General features: G+C 46.1%; 17 protein-coding genes. 9 read left to right on the top strand and 8 right to left on the bottom strand.

Going from position 1 to position 19,994, the window contains the following annotated elements:
• The first annotated feature begins 71 nt into the window (after nt 1-71).
• Nucleotides 72-1,469, top strand: a complete 1,398-nt coding sequence (locus tag ACXHJ1_RS24900; RefSeq protein ID WP_457905368.1) for an L-cystine transporter — start codon at nt 72-74, stop codon at nt 1,467-1,469.
• 254 nt (nt 1,470-1,723) lie between these two features.
• Nucleotides 1,724-2,422, top strand: a complete 699-nt coding sequence (locus ACXHJ1_RS24895) for a queuosine precursor transporter (RefSeq protein WP_107733967.1) — start codon at nt 1,724-1,726, stop codon at nt 2,420-2,422.
• A 65-nt stretch (nt 2,423-2,487) separates the two neighbouring features.
• On the opposite strand, the gene ACXHJ1_RS24890 is transcribed toward ACXHJ1_RS24895, so the two are convergent.
• Entirely contained in the window at nt 2,488-3,576 is a 1,089-nt protein-coding gene (locus tag ACXHJ1_RS24890; protein WP_457905367.1) for a M24 family metallopeptidase, read from the bottom strand.
• Nucleotides 3,577-3,640: 64 nt separating this feature from the next.
• Complete coding sequence (locus ACXHJ1_RS24885) at nt 3,641-4,405, bottom strand: MBL fold metallo-hydrolase (protein WP_031463144.1); 765 nt, start codon at nt 4,403-4,405, stop codon at nt 3,641-3,643.
• 164 nt (nt 4,406-4,569) lie between these two features.
• Here ACXHJ1_RS24885 and ACXHJ1_RS24880 point away from each other — a divergent pair, with 164 nt between their 5' ends.
• Complete coding sequence (locus tag ACXHJ1_RS24880; protein ID WP_016820645.1) at nt 4,570-5,079, top strand: GNAT family N-acetyltransferase; 510 nt, start codon at nt 4,570-4,572, stop codon at nt 5,077-5,079.
• A 99-nt stretch (nt 5,080-5,178) separates the two neighbouring features.
• Here ACXHJ1_RS24880 and ACXHJ1_RS24875 read toward each other — a convergent pair whose 3' ends face one another.
• The 3 genes from ACXHJ1_RS24875 to ACXHJ1_RS24865 form a co-directional block, all read right to left on the bottom strand.
• Nucleotides 5,179-5,613, bottom strand: a complete 435-nt coding sequence (locus ACXHJ1_RS24875; RefSeq protein ID WP_017426578.1) for a threonine/serine exporter family protein — start codon at nt 5,611-5,613, stop codon at nt 5,179-5,181.
• A 20-nt stretch (nt 5,614-5,633) separates the two neighbouring features.
• The gene (locus tag ACXHJ1_RS24870; protein ID WP_013370006.1) at nt 5,634-6,389 is read right to left on the bottom strand and encodes a threonine/serine exporter family protein; all 756 of its coding nucleotides are present in this window, start codon (nt 6,387-6,389) and stop codon (nt 5,634-5,636) included.
• Nucleotides 6,390-6,498: 109 nt separating this feature from the next.
• The gene (locus ACXHJ1_RS24865; RefSeq protein WP_025364351.1) at nt 6,499-7,356 is read right to left on the bottom strand and encodes a hypothetical protein; all 858 of its coding nucleotides are present in this window, start codon (nt 7,354-7,356) and stop codon (nt 6,499-6,501) included.
• 360 nt (nt 7,357-7,716) lie between these two features.
• Between ACXHJ1_RS24865 and ACXHJ1_RS24860 the strand changes: the two genes are divergently transcribed.
• Both ACXHJ1_RS24860 and ACXHJ1_RS24855 read left to right on the top strand, forming a co-directional pair.
• On the top strand, nt 7,717-8,448 hold the full coding sequence (locus ACXHJ1_RS24860) for an HAD family hydrolase (protein ID WP_290408980.1): 732 nt from the start codon (nt 7,717-7,719) through the stop codon (nt 8,446-8,448).
• Nucleotides 8,449-8,585: 137 nt separating this feature from the next.
• On the top strand, nt 8,586-9,266 hold the full coding sequence (locus ACXHJ1_RS24855; protein ID WP_016820640.1) for a protein kinase family protein: 681 nt from the start codon (nt 8,586-8,588) through the stop codon (nt 9,264-9,266).
• 82 nt (nt 9,267-9,348) lie between these two features.
• Here ACXHJ1_RS24855 and ACXHJ1_RS24850 read toward each other — a convergent pair whose 3' ends face one another.
• Both ACXHJ1_RS24850 and speD read right to left on the bottom strand, forming a co-directional pair.
• Nucleotides 9,349-10,767 (bottom strand): NAD-dependent malic enzyme, encoded by a 1,419-nt coding sequence (locus tag ACXHJ1_RS24850; RefSeq protein WP_107733964.1) that lies wholly within the window; start codon nt 10,765-10,767, stop codon nt 9,349-9,351.
• Between the two features lie 249 nt (nt 10,768-11,016).
• Nucleotides 11,017-11,823 (bottom strand): adenosylmethionine decarboxylase, encoded by an 807-nt coding sequence (speD, locus tag ACXHJ1_RS24845; protein ID WP_058711818.1) that lies wholly within the window; start codon nt 11,821-11,823, stop codon nt 11,017-11,019.
• A 573-nt stretch (nt 11,824-12,396) separates the two neighbouring features.
• Between speD and ACXHJ1_RS24840 the strand changes: the two genes are divergently transcribed.
• Nucleotides 12,397-13,245, top strand: coding sequence for a hypothetical protein (locus ACXHJ1_RS24840; protein WP_457905366.1), 849 nt, complete (start codon nt 12,397-12,399; stop codon nt 13,243-13,245).
• A gap of 84 nt (nt 13,246-13,329) precedes the next feature.
• Here ACXHJ1_RS24840 and ACXHJ1_RS24835 read toward each other — a convergent pair whose 3' ends face one another.
• Nucleotides 13,330-14,343: an RluA family pseudouridine synthase gene (locus ACXHJ1_RS24835; RefSeq protein ID WP_457905365.1), complete on the bottom strand. Its 1,014-nt coding sequence runs from the start codon at nt 14,341-14,343 to the stop codon at nt 13,330-13,332.
• A gap of 224 nt (nt 14,344-14,567) precedes the next feature.
• Between ACXHJ1_RS24835 and recQ the strand changes: the two genes are divergently transcribed.
• From recQ to ACXHJ1_RS24820, 3 genes are all read left to right on the top strand, one after another.
• Entirely contained in the window at nt 14,568-16,466 is a 1,899-nt protein-coding gene (gene recQ / locus ACXHJ1_RS24830) for a DNA helicase RecQ (protein WP_025364353.1), read from the top strand.
• Nucleotides 16,467-16,516: 50 nt separating this feature from the next.
• A complete protein-coding gene (locus tag ACXHJ1_RS24825; protein ID WP_016820634.1) occupies nt 16,517-18,373 on the top strand; it encodes a B12-binding domain-containing radical SAM protein in 1,857 nt (618 codons plus the stop codon).
• Nucleotides 18,374-18,556: 183 nt separating this feature from the next.
• Nucleotides 18,557-19,867, top strand: a complete 1,311-nt coding sequence (locus tag ACXHJ1_RS24820; RefSeq protein WP_016820633.1) for an alkaline phosphatase — start codon at nt 18,557-18,559, stop codon at nt 19,865-19,867.
• The last annotated feature ends 127 nt before the right edge of the window (nt 19,868-19,994 follow it).

Here is a 19,994-nt window from a genome sequence, read left to right as displayed (position 1 = left end):
GATATAGTAATCTTCGGATTGAAGGGTCACTTTAGAAAACATCTTACGTTTAAGTTTGGAGGAAAAGATATATGGATACCTTCTTTATTATTTTAAATGTTATCGTGCTGCTTGCACTGCTCGGCGTGTTGGTCTGGATGCAGAAAAAGCGCATCTCTTTTACAAAAAGAGTTTTTACCGGGCTCGGCTTCGGACTGATCTACGGGGCTATTCTTCAGTATGCTTATGGGGCTGGCTCAGAGGTCATTACCAAATCGGTCGATTGGTTCAACCTTGCAGGTAATGGTTATGTCCGTTTGCTGCAAATGGTCGTTATTCCGCTTATCATGGTGTCGATTATTTCGGCTATTATGAATTTGAAGGGAAGACAGAACCTAGGCAAAATAAGCTTGTCCATTATTGCAGTGCTACTGATTACAACGGCGATTGCAGCTTCAGTAAGTATTGTAACCAGCCTGTCTTTTGATCTAAAAGCAATTGAGATTCAAAGTGGTGAAAAGGAGCAAGCGCAGGGACTGAAGATGGAAGAACGCCTGGGAACAGTTCAGGATATGACTATTCCGCAGCAGGTGCTGGAATTTATTCCTTCGAATCCTTTTGAAGATATGACAGGGGCACGCCGTACATCGACGTTGGCAGTGGTTATGTTCTCAGCCTTTATCGGGGTGGCAGTACTCGGATTGGATCGTAAAAAACCGGAGCAAGCGCAAACCTTCCGCAAAGTGATCGACGCAGTGTACGCTGTAGTGATGCGGATTGTAACGCTGGTGCTAAGATTGACGCCTTACGGTATTTTAGCACTGATCACGAAAGTTGTAGCTACGACAAATCCGGATGAAATCTTGAAGCTGATCAAGTTTGTACTTGCTTCTTATGTGGCTTTATTGGTCATGTTCGTTATTCATCTTATTTTGCTGGCCTTGTTCGGTTATAATCCAGTGACATATGTGAAAAAGGTATTGCCTACGCTGGTTTTTGCTTTTACGTCTCGTTCCAGTGCAGCGACCATTCCATTAAATGTTGAAACACAAACGAAAAAGCTTGGTGTGTCCGACGGCATCGCAAATCTGTCCGCGACCCTGGGTGCAACCATTGGGCAAAACGGCTGTGCGGGTATTTATCCTGCCATGCTGGCGGTCATGATTGCTCCAACGGTGGGCATAGATCCTACAAGCTGGGATTTTATCCTCACACTTATTCTGGTTGTTACGGTGAGCTCGTTCGGTGTGGCAGGTGTAGGCGGGGGCGCCACTTTCGCTTCCCTGATCGTGCTTTCTACCCTGAACCTTCCCGTGGCCTTGGCAGGATTGCTCATTTCGGTTGAACCGTTAATTGATATGGGCCGTACCGCGTTGAATGTTAATGATTCTATTACCGCAGGTCTTATCTCTGGCAAAGTACTCAAGGAGAACGATCAAGACGTGTTCAACAACCATGGCACGGATTTGGATGCAGCGGCACACTCTTAAGTAAAAGATAGACGAATGGTATACACTGCAGCCTCATATCGCATTTATCGCATATGTATATGTAACACATGCAGTGTGCACCTCCATGCTCAGAGCCGACCCTAAGGTCGGCTCTTTATTTTGGGCTGGTGGCCGTGTAAATTATAGCTGTTCACAAATCCTAATCTATGATACATTAAAATAATGTTTTTCCGGCTTGTTCGGATGAACCGCGGTTCGCAACCATCCCGCGCTATCAAAACTAGGAGGATTTCATGTTTAATCTGTTATGGGGGGCAGCATTTGTCCTCGTCAATTTTATGTTCTTTTTGCTATGTTATCGGTTGTTTGGTAAAAAAGGGCTATACGCCTGGATTGGCGTTGCTACTGTATTGGCCAATATTCAGGTAACCAAAACCATTGATCTGCTCGGCATTACCACGACATTGGGAAATACAATGTATGTTTCTATGTATATGGCCAGCGATTTACTAAATGAAAAATATGGGCCTAAAGAGGCGCGAAAAGCTGTGTGGTTTGGCTTTTTCACTCTGATTATGACGACGATCACGATGCAGATGGTGCTGTTATTTGAGCCTACTGCAACCGATTTTGCCCAGACACCGATGCAACAGCTCTTCGGATTGTTGCCAAGGCTTGCGCTTGCCAGCTTGACAGCCTATGCGGTCAGTCAATTGCTGGACGTGCGTCTATATGCCTGGATTCGCAAGTTTTTCCCGGAGCGTCATCAGCTCTGGATTCGCGGCAATGGCAGCACGATGATCAGCTCGTTTATAGACACCCTCATTTTCTGTAGCATTGCCTTTTACGGCTATGCGTGGGGGATATGGATCGAACTGCTGTTCACCACCTACATCTTAAAATTTGTACTGACTGCGGCAGGTACACCGATTTTATACATCGCACGTAATTTCCGTTTGATAGAAGAGGAGGGGCAAGCCCTCAAGCCATGATTGGCTTGGGGTTGCCCCTCTTTTTTTTGTAAATTTAACATATCAATATCAAGAATAGCAATAGATTACCCCAGCACGGTCAGTTCCTTCGGAAAAGAAGTCAGCACTTCAACACCCTCAGAGGTGACCAGAACGTCATCTTCAATCCGCACACCCCCAAGACCTGGTACGTAGATGCCGGGTTCGATCGTGAACACAAACCCTTCATGAAGCAGATCGTTATTGCCTCCGTGTACAGATGGATATTCATGAACACTCATACCAAGACCATGTCCAACCCGATGGTTAAAAGCAGGGCCATATCCAGCGGCTTCAACAACGGCTCGTGCTGCCTGATCTACGGATGCGCAGGAAACTCCCGGGCGAATGGCGGCAATTCCGGCTTCGTTTGAGAGAAGAACCGTATTATATATCGTTTCCAGCTCAGTCGAAAGCTTGCCAAAGGCAAAAGTGCGTGTAATATCCGAAGCATAACCATCGGAATATACACCCATATCAAACATGAGCAGATCGCCGTGTTGCAGCTTGCGGGTCCCTGGGACACCATGTGGCAAGGCTGTTTTGGGTCCAGACAACACTGTAGTGTCAAAGGATGGACCATCTGCACCGAGTTTTTTCATCTGGTATTCGATTTCGGCTACCAACTCGACTTCGGTCACCCCTTCGCGAACATGGGTTAGGCCGTGACGAAGAGCATCTTCTACCAAACGAGCTGCATGCTTCAAACGTTGTACTTCCTCAGGAGTTTTTCTCACGCGCATGTCTTGAAGCACCGGACCCAAGTCAACATATTGAGCAGCGCCAATGGCGGTATGTAGTTGTTCGTAACGGAGGACGGAGACGTGTTCCTTTTCCAGTGCGAATGCTTTCACTCCGGTACCTGTGCGTTGGCGTAACAGATCATACGGATTGTCCGTATCGGTGTGGGTGGATATACGCGTCACCGAGGAAGCAGCTTGGGCAGCTTCTGCGTCCAGGGCTGGTACAATTAGTTCTGGTTCTTGGTCACGAAGCAGCACGAGCCCTAGAAAACGCTCATGCGGATCACTGGCGAAGCCTGTCAGGTAGTAAATATGTTTGGGATCGGTCACAAGTAGGCCATCCCAAGCTTGTGACTTCAGTTCATCATACAATCTGGTAATTTTATCATTCATAGAGTCTCATTCCTTTCTGTCCATTTATTCATTATAGCTCTTATTACATCATAATTTATATGGCTTATTCTCTTGACTGACTTAATGCTTGCAGACGTGCCTGCACATTCTGATCATAGTAACCACCATGGTAGCAGAGTACCTTATCTACATCCAATACGGTCAGTTTATCGAGGCTCTTCAGAGCCAACGGCATATCCGGCGTAGCCGACTCAGCGGGACCGACCAGCTCACCCTCGACTACACGCAGTTCATCTGCTGCCAACAGTAGCTTGTGTGCAGGCACATACAAGCTGATATGTCCGGGCGTGTGACCAGGTGTATGAATAATCTGTATGCCTCCACCATAAGGCAGATGTTCACCGTCCTCAAGCATATGAGCAAAGCGCAAATCTGGCAGGCGGCGAATCATATCCTCTGCTTGTTGCTTGAGTGCAGGCTCCATCAGATTGATGCGTTCCGGCGTCAGCTTTATAAATGGTCGTTCTCCTGTCATATATGGAATGTCATCCTTATGGGCCAGCAGGGCAGTGTTCGGTAGCAAGTCCAGCAGTGCTTGAACATTTCCGATATGGTCAATATCCTGATGCGTTATAATAATTCTTTTCAGACGGCTTATATCCTCACCCACATCTGAAATAGCCTTGCGCAGAGGCTCCAATTGGCCAAGCATGCCCGAGTCTATCAATGTAAGTCCATCCTCGTCCTTGAGCAGTACAGGATGAATGATCGAATGTCCAAAAAAAGGTCCCATAGACACTTCCAAAATCAAAATTTGAGTTCCAATATTCATATTAAGCTGCTTCGGATTCCTTTGATTCCGAAGCATACCTCCCGTCTCATGTTGTTAAATTGGTTAATGTAGTGCTGGCTTATCTTCAAATTCTATTATAAGACCCTTTGGGGTTAATCCGCAAAACAACTCGATATGGCTGTTCCAGCGCTTGTCCTGTACAATAAATAAATCACCACAATAGGGGGGCAGATACGATAATGAACAAGGACCAATCTTTTTCCATTGAAATTGCATGCAGGGAGGATCTTCCCGATATTGTGGATATTTATAATTCTACGATTGCAGGACGAATGGTCACGGCAGACCTGGAGCCTGTGACAGTGGAGAGCCGCATTACATGGTTTGAAGCTCATCAGGAAAACCACCGCCCTTTGTGGGTACTAAGACAAAAGGGGAACATTGCCGGATGGGCCAGCCTTCAGTCCTTTTATGGCCGTCCAGCTTATAACGGTACAGCGGAAATTAGCATTTATGTCCATGAGGATTCTCGTGGAACCGGCACTGGAAGCCGTCTGGTACAGCACTTGCTAAATGAATGTCCTAGACTAGGAATTACAACGTTGTTGGGGTTTGTATTTGGTCATAATGAACCGAGTATTGCGCTGCTGCGGAAGTTTGGCTTTGAGCAGTGGGGATACTATCCACGTGTTGCCGTGCTGGACAGCATAGAGCGAGATCTGGCTATATTAGGTAAGCGAGTAGATTAATATTGAGCTACACAAAAAGGCTGTCCCCACCATCGTCTCATACACTGTCAGTGTGGCGATTTTGGGAGCAGCCTTTTTTACTTTGTTATTTCTTCGTTTTTAACGCTGAGGTTTAAAACGTACGTTGTGAAAGATTTGATTAAGCACCTCAGAGATCACCAAACCGACTGCTATTGCCCCGGCGATCATGAGTGTGCTCATGGCCAGCTCCAGTGCCTGAGGATAATGTTGTTGTACGAACTGGCGCATGGCATTATAAGCCATTCCTCCTGGCACCAGGGGAATCATGCCTGCCACGCTGAAAATAATCACAGGCATTTTGTACAGTCTAGCAAAACCTTGACTGACGATGCCGATAAGGATCGTGGCTAAAAGGCTGGCGCTCACAGGTCCCATGCTATCCGTGGTTGAATAATAGACAAGCCAGCCCAGCATACCGACAAAACCACATTGCAGCAGCGAACGCCGAGGAGCGTGGAACAGTATACCGAAAGCAGCGGTGGCAATAAAGCTTGTGAATAATTGTGCAAGCATAAGCTTGAATCTCCTCCAAATTACATATAAGAAATGATAACTGCAACACCAGCACCAATGGCGAAAGACGTCAAGCAAGCATCTGCACCTTTGGAAAGCCCTGAGACTAGGTGCCCGGACATTAAATCCCGAAGAGCATTTGTAATTAACAAGCCCGGCACCAGTGGCATAACGGAGCCAATGATAATTTTATCCATCATCTGACCCCCGCCAACAATCACTAACAGAGCCGCCAGCAAGCCGATTAGAAAAGATGCAGAAAATTCTGAGAAAAACTTAACCTTAACGAGCCTGTGGAAATATTGTAAGGCTGCAAATCCGATACCGCCGCACAACACAGCTCCGGGGAAATCTCGCCACACTCCACCAAACATGATCATAAAGCAACCGCTGGCCAACGCTGCAGCGATCAGTTGTACACGATTGGAATAGCGGAGGGGACCACGTTCAATTTCCGAAAGCTCTTTTACGGCTGCGCTGGGAGACAAAGTGCCTGCGCTGATTTTACGTGAAATGGAGTTCACCTCGGTCACCTTGTGCAAATCTGTAGTCCGCTCTACGATCCGGATTAGCTTGGCAGGTTCCGAATCATTAATGGCAAAAAAAATTCCAGTGGGTGTTACATAGCTATGGGACTGGGATATGCCATAGGCTGAAGCAATGCGGGACATCGTATCTTCAACACGATAGGTCTCGGCTCCATTTTGCATCATCAGTTTGCCTGCTAGCAGACAAACCTCAATGATTTCAGGAGTAGGATAGGAATGATTATTCATGCTCGCTCTCTTTCATGCGCCCCAGGTCGTTCGACCCTGTTGTTTTCATTTATTGTAGCACAAAAAGCCGCCTTTTCAGAGGCGGTTAAATTGGGGGAATCTATGGAGTTTATCGAGATTCTATCGTATCGGGAATAACGGTATAGTAGGACTCCTCTAGGTATGTTGCGGCCTCAGACAAGCCCATCAGCCTAAGCTGTCCTGTTACAAAAGCTCGAAGGGCTGAATGGGTGAACAGATGCCGTGTCTGAGCATCCCGAATAAAGGCCAGTCTGGCTTCACGCGAACCGCTGCGGAACAAATCACGTACAGCTTCACCTTGTTGTTCCCAAAGGAATGGCTCCGTTACGTTCAAGAAGTCGCTCTCAATAGAAGAGCTACGCTTCAAAGAAGAAGGTGCCTGAATACCCAAGCCATTCAGTGTAGGAGCAACTTCATTTTGCTTACGCTCTGTTCGCAAGCTGTCGATGTAGGCGGCCATATCTTGAATCGGCAGAATGCCAAAGCGCTCCCGAAAGCATTCGCGTACAAACGCGGTACGTTCATCCACAGCCTGCGGAGGACGCTGACCAGCATGTCCAGAATAGTCTGCTCCACTGGCATAGTATCGTTTTAATGAACTGTTTTCTGTATAAACAACGCTTAAAAAATCCTGCAAATGGCGGGCAACCACCCATACCCCCGTCCAATCGACGGGAGAGACGCATACAATCGGAGCCTGTGAAAGGTCCTTTTCAAGACCAAAATCGGTTAAAAAGCCATAATGTATCCCGTCCACTCCAGCGTGGGCAAAAGGAATAACATCAGGCGGTGTAGCCATATATCGCGGAGCGCGGCCTTGTTCCATAATCAATCCCAAATCAAAACTCAGAGAATGCCGGTTCGCTTCAAGCTCCTGTTCAAACTCTATAAGTGCCTCAATCAAAGGTGTGGCTGATCCATAGGCTAGGTTAGAACCGGAATCCATTGTGTATACCTCCCTTATCTAAGTACATCTGTAAAGCGTTCATCCCTAAAAGGTACGTGATTTTACACGAAATGTAAACCTGTATGACGAATATTTTCAAAAATGTGACCTTTTACCCGTGTGCTATCAAAATAAAACGCTTTCGTTCAAATTAGGACAAGATGCCTATGTTAGCGCAGTAGTGAAGTAAAGTGAGTTTGCCAAAATGCAGTCTTTTCAGTGTATGTTATTATCTGAGAAGGGTGAATGACAGATACGGGCTGGGTAGGTCAGGGTGCAACGTAATAGGTCAACGGGTATAATATCAGGACAAGGTATAGAGGAGTGTCATCCAAAGATTTAACAGAAAGAAGTGGGCATATGAACTTGCAAAAGAAGGCTGTTTTTTTTGATGTAGATGATACGATGTACGATCATTTGCACCCTACACGTGATGCATTACGTACAGTATTAGGATTAAGTGAGCGTTTTCCATATGAGGAAGTCTACCACCGTATTCGCTATTACAGCGATTTACTATCGGCTAAAGGAGGACTATTGGAGGGGAAAGCAGGGCAGGAAGAACTGGATGAGATGAGGGAAGGTCGTTTTATTCTGGCTCTACAAGAATTCGGGGTAGATATTACCCGTGAGCAGGCAGTGCATGTCCAACAAGAATACTTGGATCGTCAGTACCGAATTGAGTCTTTTAAGGGGGCTACTTCGTTAATTGATGAATTGAGCTCGGCTGGCTATGTGGTTGGTTTAATTACGAACGGTCTTGAAGAACACCAGATGAGCAAAATTAAAGCCATGACACTGGAAAATCATGTTGCAGCAGAGCATATTTTTGTGTCTGGGACCGTTGGTTATGCTAAACCTGATCCGCGCATTTTCGAAATAGTGAACGAACGGACAGGAACTTTAGCAGAGCATTGCTGCTACATTGGGGATTCCTGGCGTAATGATGTGGCGGGAGCTATAGCTGCAAATTGGCAGGTCATTTGGTTCAATCACAGGAACGCTTTCCCGGAATCTGATGTGTCGGGGGCTTATAAAACCGCGGCAAGTTACACAGAGTTAAGAAGGCTGCTCCTGCCAGACGCACGTTAGACACGGTACATATCGTGTTATCCAAAAGAATCTAACCTATTTTGAAGCTATTTCAAAAGCTGGTCCGTAATACTATTTATCTGTTATAAATCTAACTTCATTTGAAATGGGTAGAACAGAGAAGGAGGGACCCGCGCATGGTAGAACCATGGAGGCAGGCAGACGACATCATAAGTCAAGTGACCGTATATAGTACGGAGGATAATGACCCAGTTACCATTAAAACAGCCACCCAAGGCGTACGCTGTATTGGCATTGGGACAGATGCGGCTGTATTTACACTCGATACGTTGCCAGGCTACGCGTTCAAGGTGTATTCAGACATGGCGATCGAAAAAAAAGATGCAGAAGCCGATGTATATGAGCGTTTGCAAGGGTCTGATTTTTTTCCTCATTATTACGGAAAAGGCGATAAGTATATTGTCATTAGTTACGAATCTGGTGTCACGTTGCTAGATTGCCTGCTGCAAGGAATTCCGGTGCCGGAGCAGGTCATTTTGGACGTGGAAAAGGCGAGGGAATTTGTTCGGTCCAGGGGACTGAATCCCCGTGATATTCATCTCAAGAATGTACTCATGCAAGACGGACGCGCCAAGGTATTAGACGTATCTGAATATGTAAAAGAAGGCGATGACAAGCGTTGGGAGCATTTGGTGTGGGCGTATCATACGTTCTATTCCGGTTTCTCCGAGGTTAAGGTTCCTTCATGGATTTTAGATACGATCAAAAAATGGTATTACAAGCTGGACAACTCCAGCATCAACCTGGAGGAGTTTGCCCAGCGTGCCAGTCAATTGTTTTCTAAATGGAAGTCATAACTGCTGTGAAGGGCATCGAAATACAGACCTAGCCTTCTATACAAAAGGATTGCACCCATTTTACGGGAGCAATCCTTTTCTTCTATCTGAAATCTCTAGGAACTCTTCTGGCTGTACCGCTCGCAATCGCAGCTTGAATCACCTTTTTACGCACCTGTTGTACGGCGCCCTCGTTAAATACACCCGGGATAATATACAGTTTGTTTAATTCATCGGGACGGATTGTGCTTGCGATGGCTTCTGCAGCTGCCAGCTTCATCTCTTCGTTAATTTCACGGGCGCGACAGTCCAGTGCTGCTCGGAATATGCCAGGGAAGCAAAGTACATTGTTAATCTGGTTAGGATAGTCCGAACGTCCGGTGGCGATGACCCCTGCAATATCCTCGACATCCTCTGGGTTAATTTCCGGAACCGGGTTCGCCATGGTGAACAGGACAGGAGCTTCCTTCATACGCTTCACGTCTTCTCGTTGCAATATTCCGCCTGCCGACAGACCGATAAACACATCTGCGCCCTTCAGAACCTCAGATAGCGTGCCGGACAGCCGTTCAGGGTTGGTATGCTGCGCATACCAGTTCCACATCGGATGCTCATAGGTTTCATCAGCTGTAAGCGCACCGTGACGGTCTACACCAATAATGTTCACTGCCCCTGCAGATAGCAAGATTTTGGTACAGGCGACACCTGCAGCCCCGATACCGCAGACGACAATTTTGACGTCAGACAGAGCTTTGCCGACCACCTTGAGCGCATTAATCAGCCCTGCGTATAAAACAACAGCTGTGCCATGCTGATCGTCATGAAAAACAGGTATATCCAGCTCGTCACGTAATCGCTGTTCAATTTCAAAGCATCGTGGCGATGAAATATCCTCCAGATTAATACCGCCAAAGGCTGGGGCCAGTTGCTTAATGGCCTTAATGATTTCTTCCGTGTCCTGCGTATCCAGGCAGATTGGGAAGGCATCGACGGCCCCAAGCTGCTTGAACAGCATGGCTTTGCCTTCCATAACCGGCATGGCTGCATACGGGCCGATGTTGCCGAGTCCGAGGACAGCGCTTCCGTCAGAGACGACAGCGACGGTGTTACGCTTAATTGTTAATCGGAAAGCTTTGTCTGGCTCCTCATGAATTGCCATGCATACGCGTGCCACATCAGGAGTGTATACCCGGGATAAGTCATCGCGGTTTTGAATCGGGACCTTAGGCTGCATTTCAATCTTGCCCCCGAGATGTAAGAGGAAGGTGCGATCAGAGATGGACAGTACCTTTACACCTTGTGCTTTTTTAATCCGGGCGATCATTCGGTCGATTTCTGCTGGATCAGCAATGGTGACTGTAATATCTCTCACAGTGGCCTTCTCAGAGGTGCGGATGACGTCAATGGCGATGACATCTCCGCCATGTTCGTTTACCAACGTAATCAATTGACCAAACTGGATGTGCTCGGTGGAAATTTCCAGTCGTAAAATAATATTTTTACCGCCAATACCGCCTTGCATGCAAATTCCTCCTTTGTCTTTTAAAACAAAATAGTGATCAATTGATTGCGCTTACAATCGGGAGCAAGTCTAAGATCTAGGCTGATAGTTTAAATTAGTGGTTTCTTCCCCTATCATAGTGAACATTCTTCCACTTGTACAGATCAAGCTGAGTAATATATATGATCTTGTATCCAAAAAAGACGAAAGCCCGGCTGAATTCCAGTCTAAGCAATCGTCCTTTGTATAACGAAATGATCCATTTTTGGTTTACGTCATATTTTTGCCGTAGTAAATTTCGTCCATTTCGATTTTGAGTCGTGTTGATATATTTTGTTGCTCTTTTTCACTCAGACTTTCTTTTGTGTAGCCGAACAGGTAGTTGTCCAGATCAAATTGTTTTAGCTTGCATTTGGTATGGAAAATATTTTCCTGATACACGTTTACGTCGATCATGTCATACTGATTGCGCACTTCGTCGGGAATATAGTTTTGAATCGAGGCAATGTCGTGGTCGATAAAAAGCTTATGACCATTCGTATCACGTGTAAAGCCGCGTACCCGGTAATCAATCGTCATAATGTCAGTGTCAAAAGAATGAGTCAGATAGTGAAGTGCCTTGAGCGGGGAGATTTCCCCACAGGTAGAAACATCAATATCTGCACGAAACGTGCTGATCCCCTCGTCTGGATGATATTCAGGGTAGGTGTGAACCGTAATATGACTTTTATCCAGCTGTATCACGACAGACTCAGGTAGGGGACCTGGTGATTCTGCATACGATTCATTCGGTACCTCCACAATCGGCCCTTCTGATATAAGCACTGTCACGCTCGCTCCTTGAGGGACATAATCCTGCTGAGCAACATTGAGTACATGGGCGCCGATAATATCGGATACATTTTTTAAAATAGCTGTCAGTCGATCCGAGTTATATTGTTCATCAATATATTCAATATAGGCCTCGCGTTCTTCTTTGGTTTTGGTGTAACAAATATCGTACATATTAAAGCTCAATGATTTGGTCAAATTGTTAAATCCGTGCAGGGTAATCCGCTGTTCCGGTGTTATGGTCATAGGCTATTTCCCCTTATAGTCGCAGTATTCATACGTAATATTCCCAGTACGCCTTTTCATATACCGATTCATAAAATCAGCTTTGTAGCGGATAAAATAAAGACTTGAACATGTATGTTTTACCCGTTTGGTATCATTAAAAACAGGCAGATTTACTTGAGATCCTCTCGATTTTACATGTATGGGAATTAAACGTTAATATACTTTATTTCTTACTCAGCAATTTTTAAGTAACAGAGCTTATAATGTGGACTATGTATATATGTATACAGGAAGGGAACGGAATTGGCAGAAGGTTCGTAGTACAACAAAAGATCTAGGTTCGTAATTCATGAATTTAATGTATGTTACCTTCATAATGCTGAAAGCTTAACCGAATATGATTATAGGCCCTGAAAAATAGTGATTTTGTACATTGCATAAAATGAGAAAAGCAACTTCAGCCACTGTTATGCGTATAATGAAATAAACGTAACAAGCTAAGAATTATGAAGTTAAAATGAATTTTGATCGCAAACTCATTTTATAAACTTATCTCATGACTGTAAGAAAAACGGTGGAAGGAGTATCAAGATGCTGGCTTTGTCCGATCCGGCCTGGACTCTGCTCCAAGGCCCCTACGGTTCTTCTCAATACGTTCCAGAAATGTTAAAACAGCTCCAAGCCGGATATGATGGCGAAATGGCTGACACCTTGTATTGGGAGGAATTGTATCACCAAAATACGTTGTATACTTGTACTTTTGCGGCTGTACCTTACCTAGTAGACATTGCGCTAAAAAGTTCTGATATAGAGATTCGGGCAGATATATATACCATTTGTGGAATATTTGAAGCGAAAAATAATAATCCCTTACATACTAAAATCCCGTTGGAATTTGCAAGGGATCAGGTGGAAGTGGATTCTAGCCTGGCAGAATATATTTACGCGCAATATCGAAGTGCCATTGTTCGCCTTGCAGAATTGACGGAAGAAATGATGCTCTATGCGAAAGAACACGAAGAAGATGTCGGCAAGCGCTATGTTCTCGCTGCGGCTGCCGCCTTTGAGGGGGATCATTGCGTAGCCTATATGCTACAAACTTTTGATACAGGTGACGAATATATGCTGGATTGTCCCCATTGCGGTACCCCGCTCTATATTTGGCCTGATGAACAGGGTGACACTCTCGTTGTCTATGATAAAGACCCTGTCAGTTCAGGCAATCTAATCCCCTATCCGATTCGCCCCCGTTCATTGGACCATAGAGGTGCCGATATACAGTGGCTATACGAATATGCTCAAAAAATAGATGAGAAATTACTTCTTGCCCAGTTACCTTACTTAAACGGTTGGGTAGAATGTCCAGTGTGTAATTCACCCATATACATATGGGATGAGTTGATGAAAATGGCTGATGGTGTTCGGAGGCATACCGCTTAACCAACAAAAAAAGGGGCTGTTTTTTTACAGCCCCCTAATTTCCCTTTGTATTTTTACACTCTTCTTCGTGTGCTTTGCTCCAGTCTACTCCCGAAACGGATTCAAAAAGCTTTTAGGAATGTCGGATTCAAAACGCAGCAATACTCCGGTGACGGGATGAATAAACGACAATACCTGTGCATGCAGACCAAGGCGCCCAATCGATTTGCTCTTGGAACCGTATTTTTTATCTCCAACAATCGGATGACCGATATCCTCCATATGCACGCGAATTTGATTTTTGCGTCCGGTCTCTAAACGTACTTCCAGCAAAGAAAAATGCCGATTGGCCTGAAGCCGCTTGTAGTGAGTGATTGCATGCTGGCCGTCATTCGGATAAGGACTGGAGTACATTTTCAGCGTCTTGCTTTCTTTCAGCCATGAGGTGATTGTGCCCGCGTCTTTTTTAACCTGTCCTTCTACGAGAGCAATGTATGTTCGTTCATACACAACTTCCTTCCACGCTTGTTGCATTTCCTGCTGTATGGCTTCGCTTTTCGCAAACATCATCACTCCTGATGTATCACGATCCAAACGATGCAGTACAAAAATACGGTTGTACGGATGCTCGCGTCGTACGTGGGCTGTAAGCTGGCGATAGGCTGTGACTTCCTGTTCCTGCGCAGAAGCGACAGAAAGTAGCCCAGCATCTTTATGGATAACGATAATAGCTTCGTCCTCATGCAAAATACGCAGCCCGGTTAGCGGCACCACAGGAGCTACCTTTTCCTTGGAGAGCGCGACAGTCTGTCCTTGCTCCAGCGGAAAATTATGCACAGTACGAGGAGTACCGTTGACGGAAACTTGCCCACGCGCCAATGCCGATTTAATGGAATTACGACCCATGCCAGTCACATGCTCAACTAAAAAGCTCAATAGCTCTGCAGGTTCCTGAACGATGTATGTTTTGGCAGGGGATTTATCCAAAGTATGGGTTTTCCGTTGAGCTTCCGGTCTATAGGAGCCAGATTTTCCGGCGGGTTTGTGATTGCGTCTGGAATGGCTTGTGTTTGAAGTTGATTTTGTATGATTTTTCCTTTGAGATTTCCGATTATTCATGGGTTCTTTCTCCTTCTTGGAGCCGTATCTCTTCATAGTTATGGACCATTCGCGGCACCGTGTTCACTATATCATGAGAAAACAGCGAATGCCATAAAAGACTAAAACCCGATGGACAGACTTCCAGCGGTTGAACATTGCCCTTAACCCCGGTAAACTATAAGGTAACGAAAGAAAAGCCGATATGCGTCGAGGACGCTAGAAATATGAGGAGTTTTGAAACTATGAGTGTACAAGCACCAACATTGGAACGGGCGCAGGACTTGCTGCAAAAATTTTATGGCTATCCCGATTTCCGGGAGGGACAAAAGAAAATTGTGGCCAGTATGCTGGAAGGCAACGATACGCTGGGCATCATGCCGACAGGTGGCGGAAAATCGATATGCTACCAGATTCCCGCGTTGTTGCATGAGGGGCTGACCATTGTTGTGTCACCACTGATCTCGTTAATGAAAGACCAGGTGGATGCGCTGACCACGATGGGGATTGCAGCTGCCTACATTAATAGCACGTTGAGCGGTCGAGAAGTCAATGACCGTATACGCGCCGCACGGAACGGAGATTTGAAGTTGCTGTATGTCGCCCCTGAACGACTGGAACTGGATTGGTTCCGTGATGAGATGGCTCAGTTACCGATTTCCTGCGTTGCGGTAGATGAGGCTCACTGCGTATCCCAGTGGGGTCATGATTTTCGTACCAGCTATCTGGCTGTGGCTCCATTCGTGGACGGGCTGTATGAACGTCCAATCGTAGCTGCGTTTACGGCGACGGCTACACCACAGGTTATGGATGACATCGTACGCCTGCTTCGTTTGCGCTCACCGGAAACGTTCGTTACGGGGCTTGGAAGGCCGAATTTGGCGTTCAGTGTGCTGCGAGGGGAGGACAAACGCAGCTTTTTACTGAATTATGCCCGTGAACATGAGGGTGAATCGGGCATTATTTATGCGGCGACACGTAAGGACGTGGATGATTTATATCAACGCCTGCGCGACGCTGGCATGGCAGCCGGACGTTATCATGCAGGAATGACAGATCAGGAACGTGCAGATAGCCAGGAAGGGTTTCTGTACGACGATATCCGTGTCATTGTCGCAACCAATGCCTTCGGTATGGGCATAGATAAATCAAACGTACGCTATGTCATTCATTACAATATGCCTAAAAATATGGAGGCGTACGTACAAGAAGCGGGACGCGCAGGACGTGATGGCGACCCGAGTCAATGTATTTTGCTGTTCGGACCGCAAGATATTGTGACCCAGAAGTTCCTGATTGAGCAAAATCCACAGGATGAAGACCGCAAGCGCAACGACTACCGTAAGCTCCAGCAGATGGTTGACTATTGTTACACAACTCGCTGCCTACGTTCAGCACAGCTGGAGTATTTCGGAGAAGCGGAGGAGCATGAAGCCTGCGGCATATGCAGTTCATGTACTGACGAGCGGGAACTGGTCGATATGACCATAGATGCGCAAAAGATTTTTTCGTGCATTCATCGTATGCGGGAGAGGTATGGGGTTTCCATGGTGGCCTCAGTGTTGAAAGGCTCGCGTAACAAAAAAGTGCTGCAGTATGGTTTTGACAGCCTGCCAACCTATGGCGTGATGGGCAACCGAACGGAGAAAGAAATTGCTGAGATTATCAATGTTCTTGTTTCGGAAGGATATCTGATGCTGTCCGAGGGTCAATATCCAGTTGTCCGCTTGCAACAGCTTGCTGCTGAAGTGCTGAGAGGGCAGCGCGAAGTTATGCAGCGTGTGGTGCGGCATGCCACAGCATTTGCAGGTGGAGCAGGTTCACGCGGACGAAAGGGACGCGACACCTATCCTGCCGCAGTTAACGAAACTGTGTTTGAGCAATTGCGCTTAATCCGTCGCGATCTGGCCGCTCAGGAGCATGTACCGTCTTATATCATCTTCAATGATGCCACGCTGCGAGAGATGAGCGTAGCGAGTCCGCAATCCGAAGCAGACATGCTGCGGATCAAGGGTGTTGGTGAAGTGAAGTTCCGCAAGTATGGCAAGCCGTTTCTTGATTTCTTTCAAAATCAGGGGAATACCGGCGGAATGGTGAGCGAGGACGAGATTTTTGTAGACGATGTGTACGAGGATTTTGAATAGCTATACTAAGGATATAAGAGTCCATGCAAACTTATAGAAGGTTGTGACCTATGAAAGTCATTTTATCAACATTAAACGCAAAATACATTCATACCTCACTGGCCATCCGATGCCTCAAAGCCTACAGTGAAAAGGATTTTGATATCGAGCTGGCGGAGTATACAATTAAGGACCCGGTGATGAACATCGTATCTGATCTGTTTCAACGGGGAGCAGATGTCATCGGTTTTTCCTGTTATATTTGGAACATTGAAGAGACGATTAAAGTCATTGATGTGTTGAAAAAGATTATGCCCGAGGTCAAAATTGTTTTGGGTGGCCCGGAGGTATCTTACGATACGGAGCACTGGATGAAGCGCTTGGCGAATGTGGATTTTATTGTTGTTGGTGAGGGAGAGGAAACCTTCCATCAACTGCTGCAGGAACTGGAAGGAGATCGCAAGTTTCATTTTGTATATGGACTGGCTTACCGTAAGGGAGAAGAGGTTATTATCATGCCAGGTCGACCAAAAGCGGACTTGAACGAGCTGCCGTCTCCATATCGTTTTGCAGAGGATATCCCGGAGCTCGGGAAACGGGTTGTCTATTTTGAAACGAGCCGGGGCTGTCCGTTCAGTTGCCAATTTTGTTTGTCCAGCATTGAGGTCGGGGTGCGTTATTACGATATTGAGCGCACTAAGTCGGATATTCTGTATCTGATTGACAATGGGGCTAAATTGATTAAATTTGTGGACCGAACCTTTAATATTAAACGCGATTATGCGCTGGAAATGTTCAAGTTTTTGATTGAAAATCACCGTGGCTGTGTCTTCCAGTTTGAGATTACGGCAGATATTATGCGTCCCGAGGTGTTGGATTATTTGGCGGAGAATGCACCACCGGGGGTATTTCGCTTTGAGATCGGTGTCCAATCAACGAATGATCCCACCAATGAACTGGTTAAGCGCCGCCAGAACTTTACCAAGCTTTCCCGTACCGTTACAAAGGTCAAGCAAAGCGGGAAAATCGACCAGCATCTGGATCTGATCGCCGGATTGCCATTGGAGGACTACAATACATTCCGTAAAACGTTTAATGACGTTTTTGCGCTTGGTCCAGAAGAGCTTCAGCTTGGCTTCCTCAAAATGCTGCGTGGTACAGGTCTGCGCATTGACGCTGATAAGTATAACTATACCTATATGGATGTTGCGCCGTATGAAATGTTGAGCAATGACGTCCTTTCCTTTGCCGACATTGTGAGGCTCAAACGCTTGGAAGATGTATTGGAGAAATACTGGAACTCTCATCGTATGGACCATACGGTGAGCTACCTGATTGAGCGTGAATTCTCGTCCGCCTTTGATTTCTTTCAGGAATTTGGAGACTACTGGGAAGGACAGGGCTGGCAAAAAATCGGACATCAGCTCGAAGACCTGTTTACGCGTCTCCAGTCCTTTTTGGAATCGCGGGGAACCAAGCGAATGGAAATGGTGCTTGGGCTGATGAAGCTTGATTATTTCTTAAACCATAAATATAAGCCGCGTAAAATCTGGTGGGAACATACCCTGGAGAAGGACGATTGGTCCAGCTATATGAAAATGGCCCTTCAGCACCCGGATGCGCTGTTGTCACCTGCGGTGGCAGATGTGGGCGAGGAAAGCACGGGTGAGATGGATGTGGCTAGCCAACAGCCGCAGCCATACCGCGAGATGATCCCAGCCTTTGCTTCCTTGAAGCTGGGTGAAAAGGAACTGCAAAAGCACGCTGTGCTGGATGTCCTGCCGTTCAGTCTGGATCATATCCTGAGTGGTGGTAGCCCATTAACAGCCGAAGGCCGCACACTGTTGCTTGTAGTTTATCAGCAAAACGGACAGCAAAAACCGCTATACTACACCATGCCCATCGGCAAAAATATCGCCGCGATTTAATATAAACACCAGAAGACATCAACTCTTGGAATACCAGGAGTCGATGTCTTCTTTTTTTATAAAATATAGATGACCACTTCAATTTTTTACATTCGGGAAACCTAGTGCTTTACGATTTTTTACAAAACCAATATATGATGAATTTATCATATATGAATATTAAATTTATTGGAGTGTGACCTTGTGAAAAAGCGTTCCATGAAAAAGAGTATCCTTGCGTTGAGTGCTGTGACTGTTTTGACTGTACCCTTATTATCTGCTGATATCCCTAAAGCTTTTGCAGCCGCGGCTCCTACGAAGTCCACTGTCGCAGAGTCCAAGGCACAGAAGGCTGTATCAGCTAAAGCGGATACTCCTAAAAACGTCATTCTTTTTATCGGTGATGGTATGGGGGAAGCCAGTCGCAACGCGATTCGCTTAGCAACGGTTGGGAAATCAGGATTGCTTGAAATGGACAAGATGCCTGTAACAGGCCTCGTTAGCACGAGTTCAGGGGACAACCTGGTTACAGATTCTGCCGCCGCTGCGACTGCCATTGCAACAGGTGTGAAAACGTATAACGGCGCGATCGGAATGGATTTGAATAAAAAACCAGTGACAACCATTATGGAGCTGGCTAAAAAAGCAGGCATGTCTACAGGAGTAGTGACGACAAGCCAAGTGACAGATGCGACGGGCGCTGCCTTTGGTGCGCATGTTGAGAAGCGTTCTGCTCAAAGCGAGATTGCCAAGCAGTATATTGAGAAAAGCAAGCTGGATGTGATTCTGGGCGGGGGTGAGGATTTCTGGTACCCTGCAGGAACAGCAGGCAAACATCCAGATGCACCGGCAGAAGATCCTGAGGAAGCTAGTAAGGGAACTCAAGGAAATTTGGTGGAACAAGCGAAGAAGTTGGGCTATAGCTATGTGACAGACCAGGCTGAAATGAAAGCAGCCAAAGGCTCTAAATTACTAGGGCTGTTCGCCAATGAAGAAATGTTCCAAGCTCACAACAAACTAGGCAATTCTTACAACCCAACGGTTTCTTTACCGGATATGACAGCGAAAGCGATTGATGTTCTGTCCAAAAACAAAAAAGGCTTTTTCCTGATGGTAGAGGAAGAAGGAACGGATGAGATGGCGCACGACAATGAAGGTGAATTAACCATTAAAGCCGGGCAGCAGCTGGATAAGGCTGTCAAAGTAGCTAAGGACTATGCCAAAGCGCATCCAGATACTTTGGTGTTAGTGACGGCAGACCATGAGACAGGCGGTTTGGCCATTGAAGGCGAAGATGCAGAGGATGAATCCGGTGAAGGTGTTTCCAAAGAAGACGGTCCTTTTACCGTAAAAGGCTCTGATGAGAAGTTTTATATCGACTGGACCACAGGAGGGCATACATCCGTTGATGTAGCGCTAACTGCAATGGGTCCGGGTTCCTCCCAATTTAGCGGGAATTACCCGAATACGGCCATTCATGATAAGCTGGTTAAGCTGCTTCAATTTAAAAAATAGCTCATAGTGAAAGCTGCCTTTAAAAGGTTTTCCATATTGGCAATATGGTTTTTCCTGTGATAAACTATAGCCAATAGGTATATACTAAAAAAAGAGTAAGGATGCTCTAACATCCTCACTCTTTTAC

Source organism: Paenibacillus sp. ALE2 (genome assembly GCF_054113385.1).
This window is presented reverse-complemented; position numbering and strand designations above follow the sequence as displayed.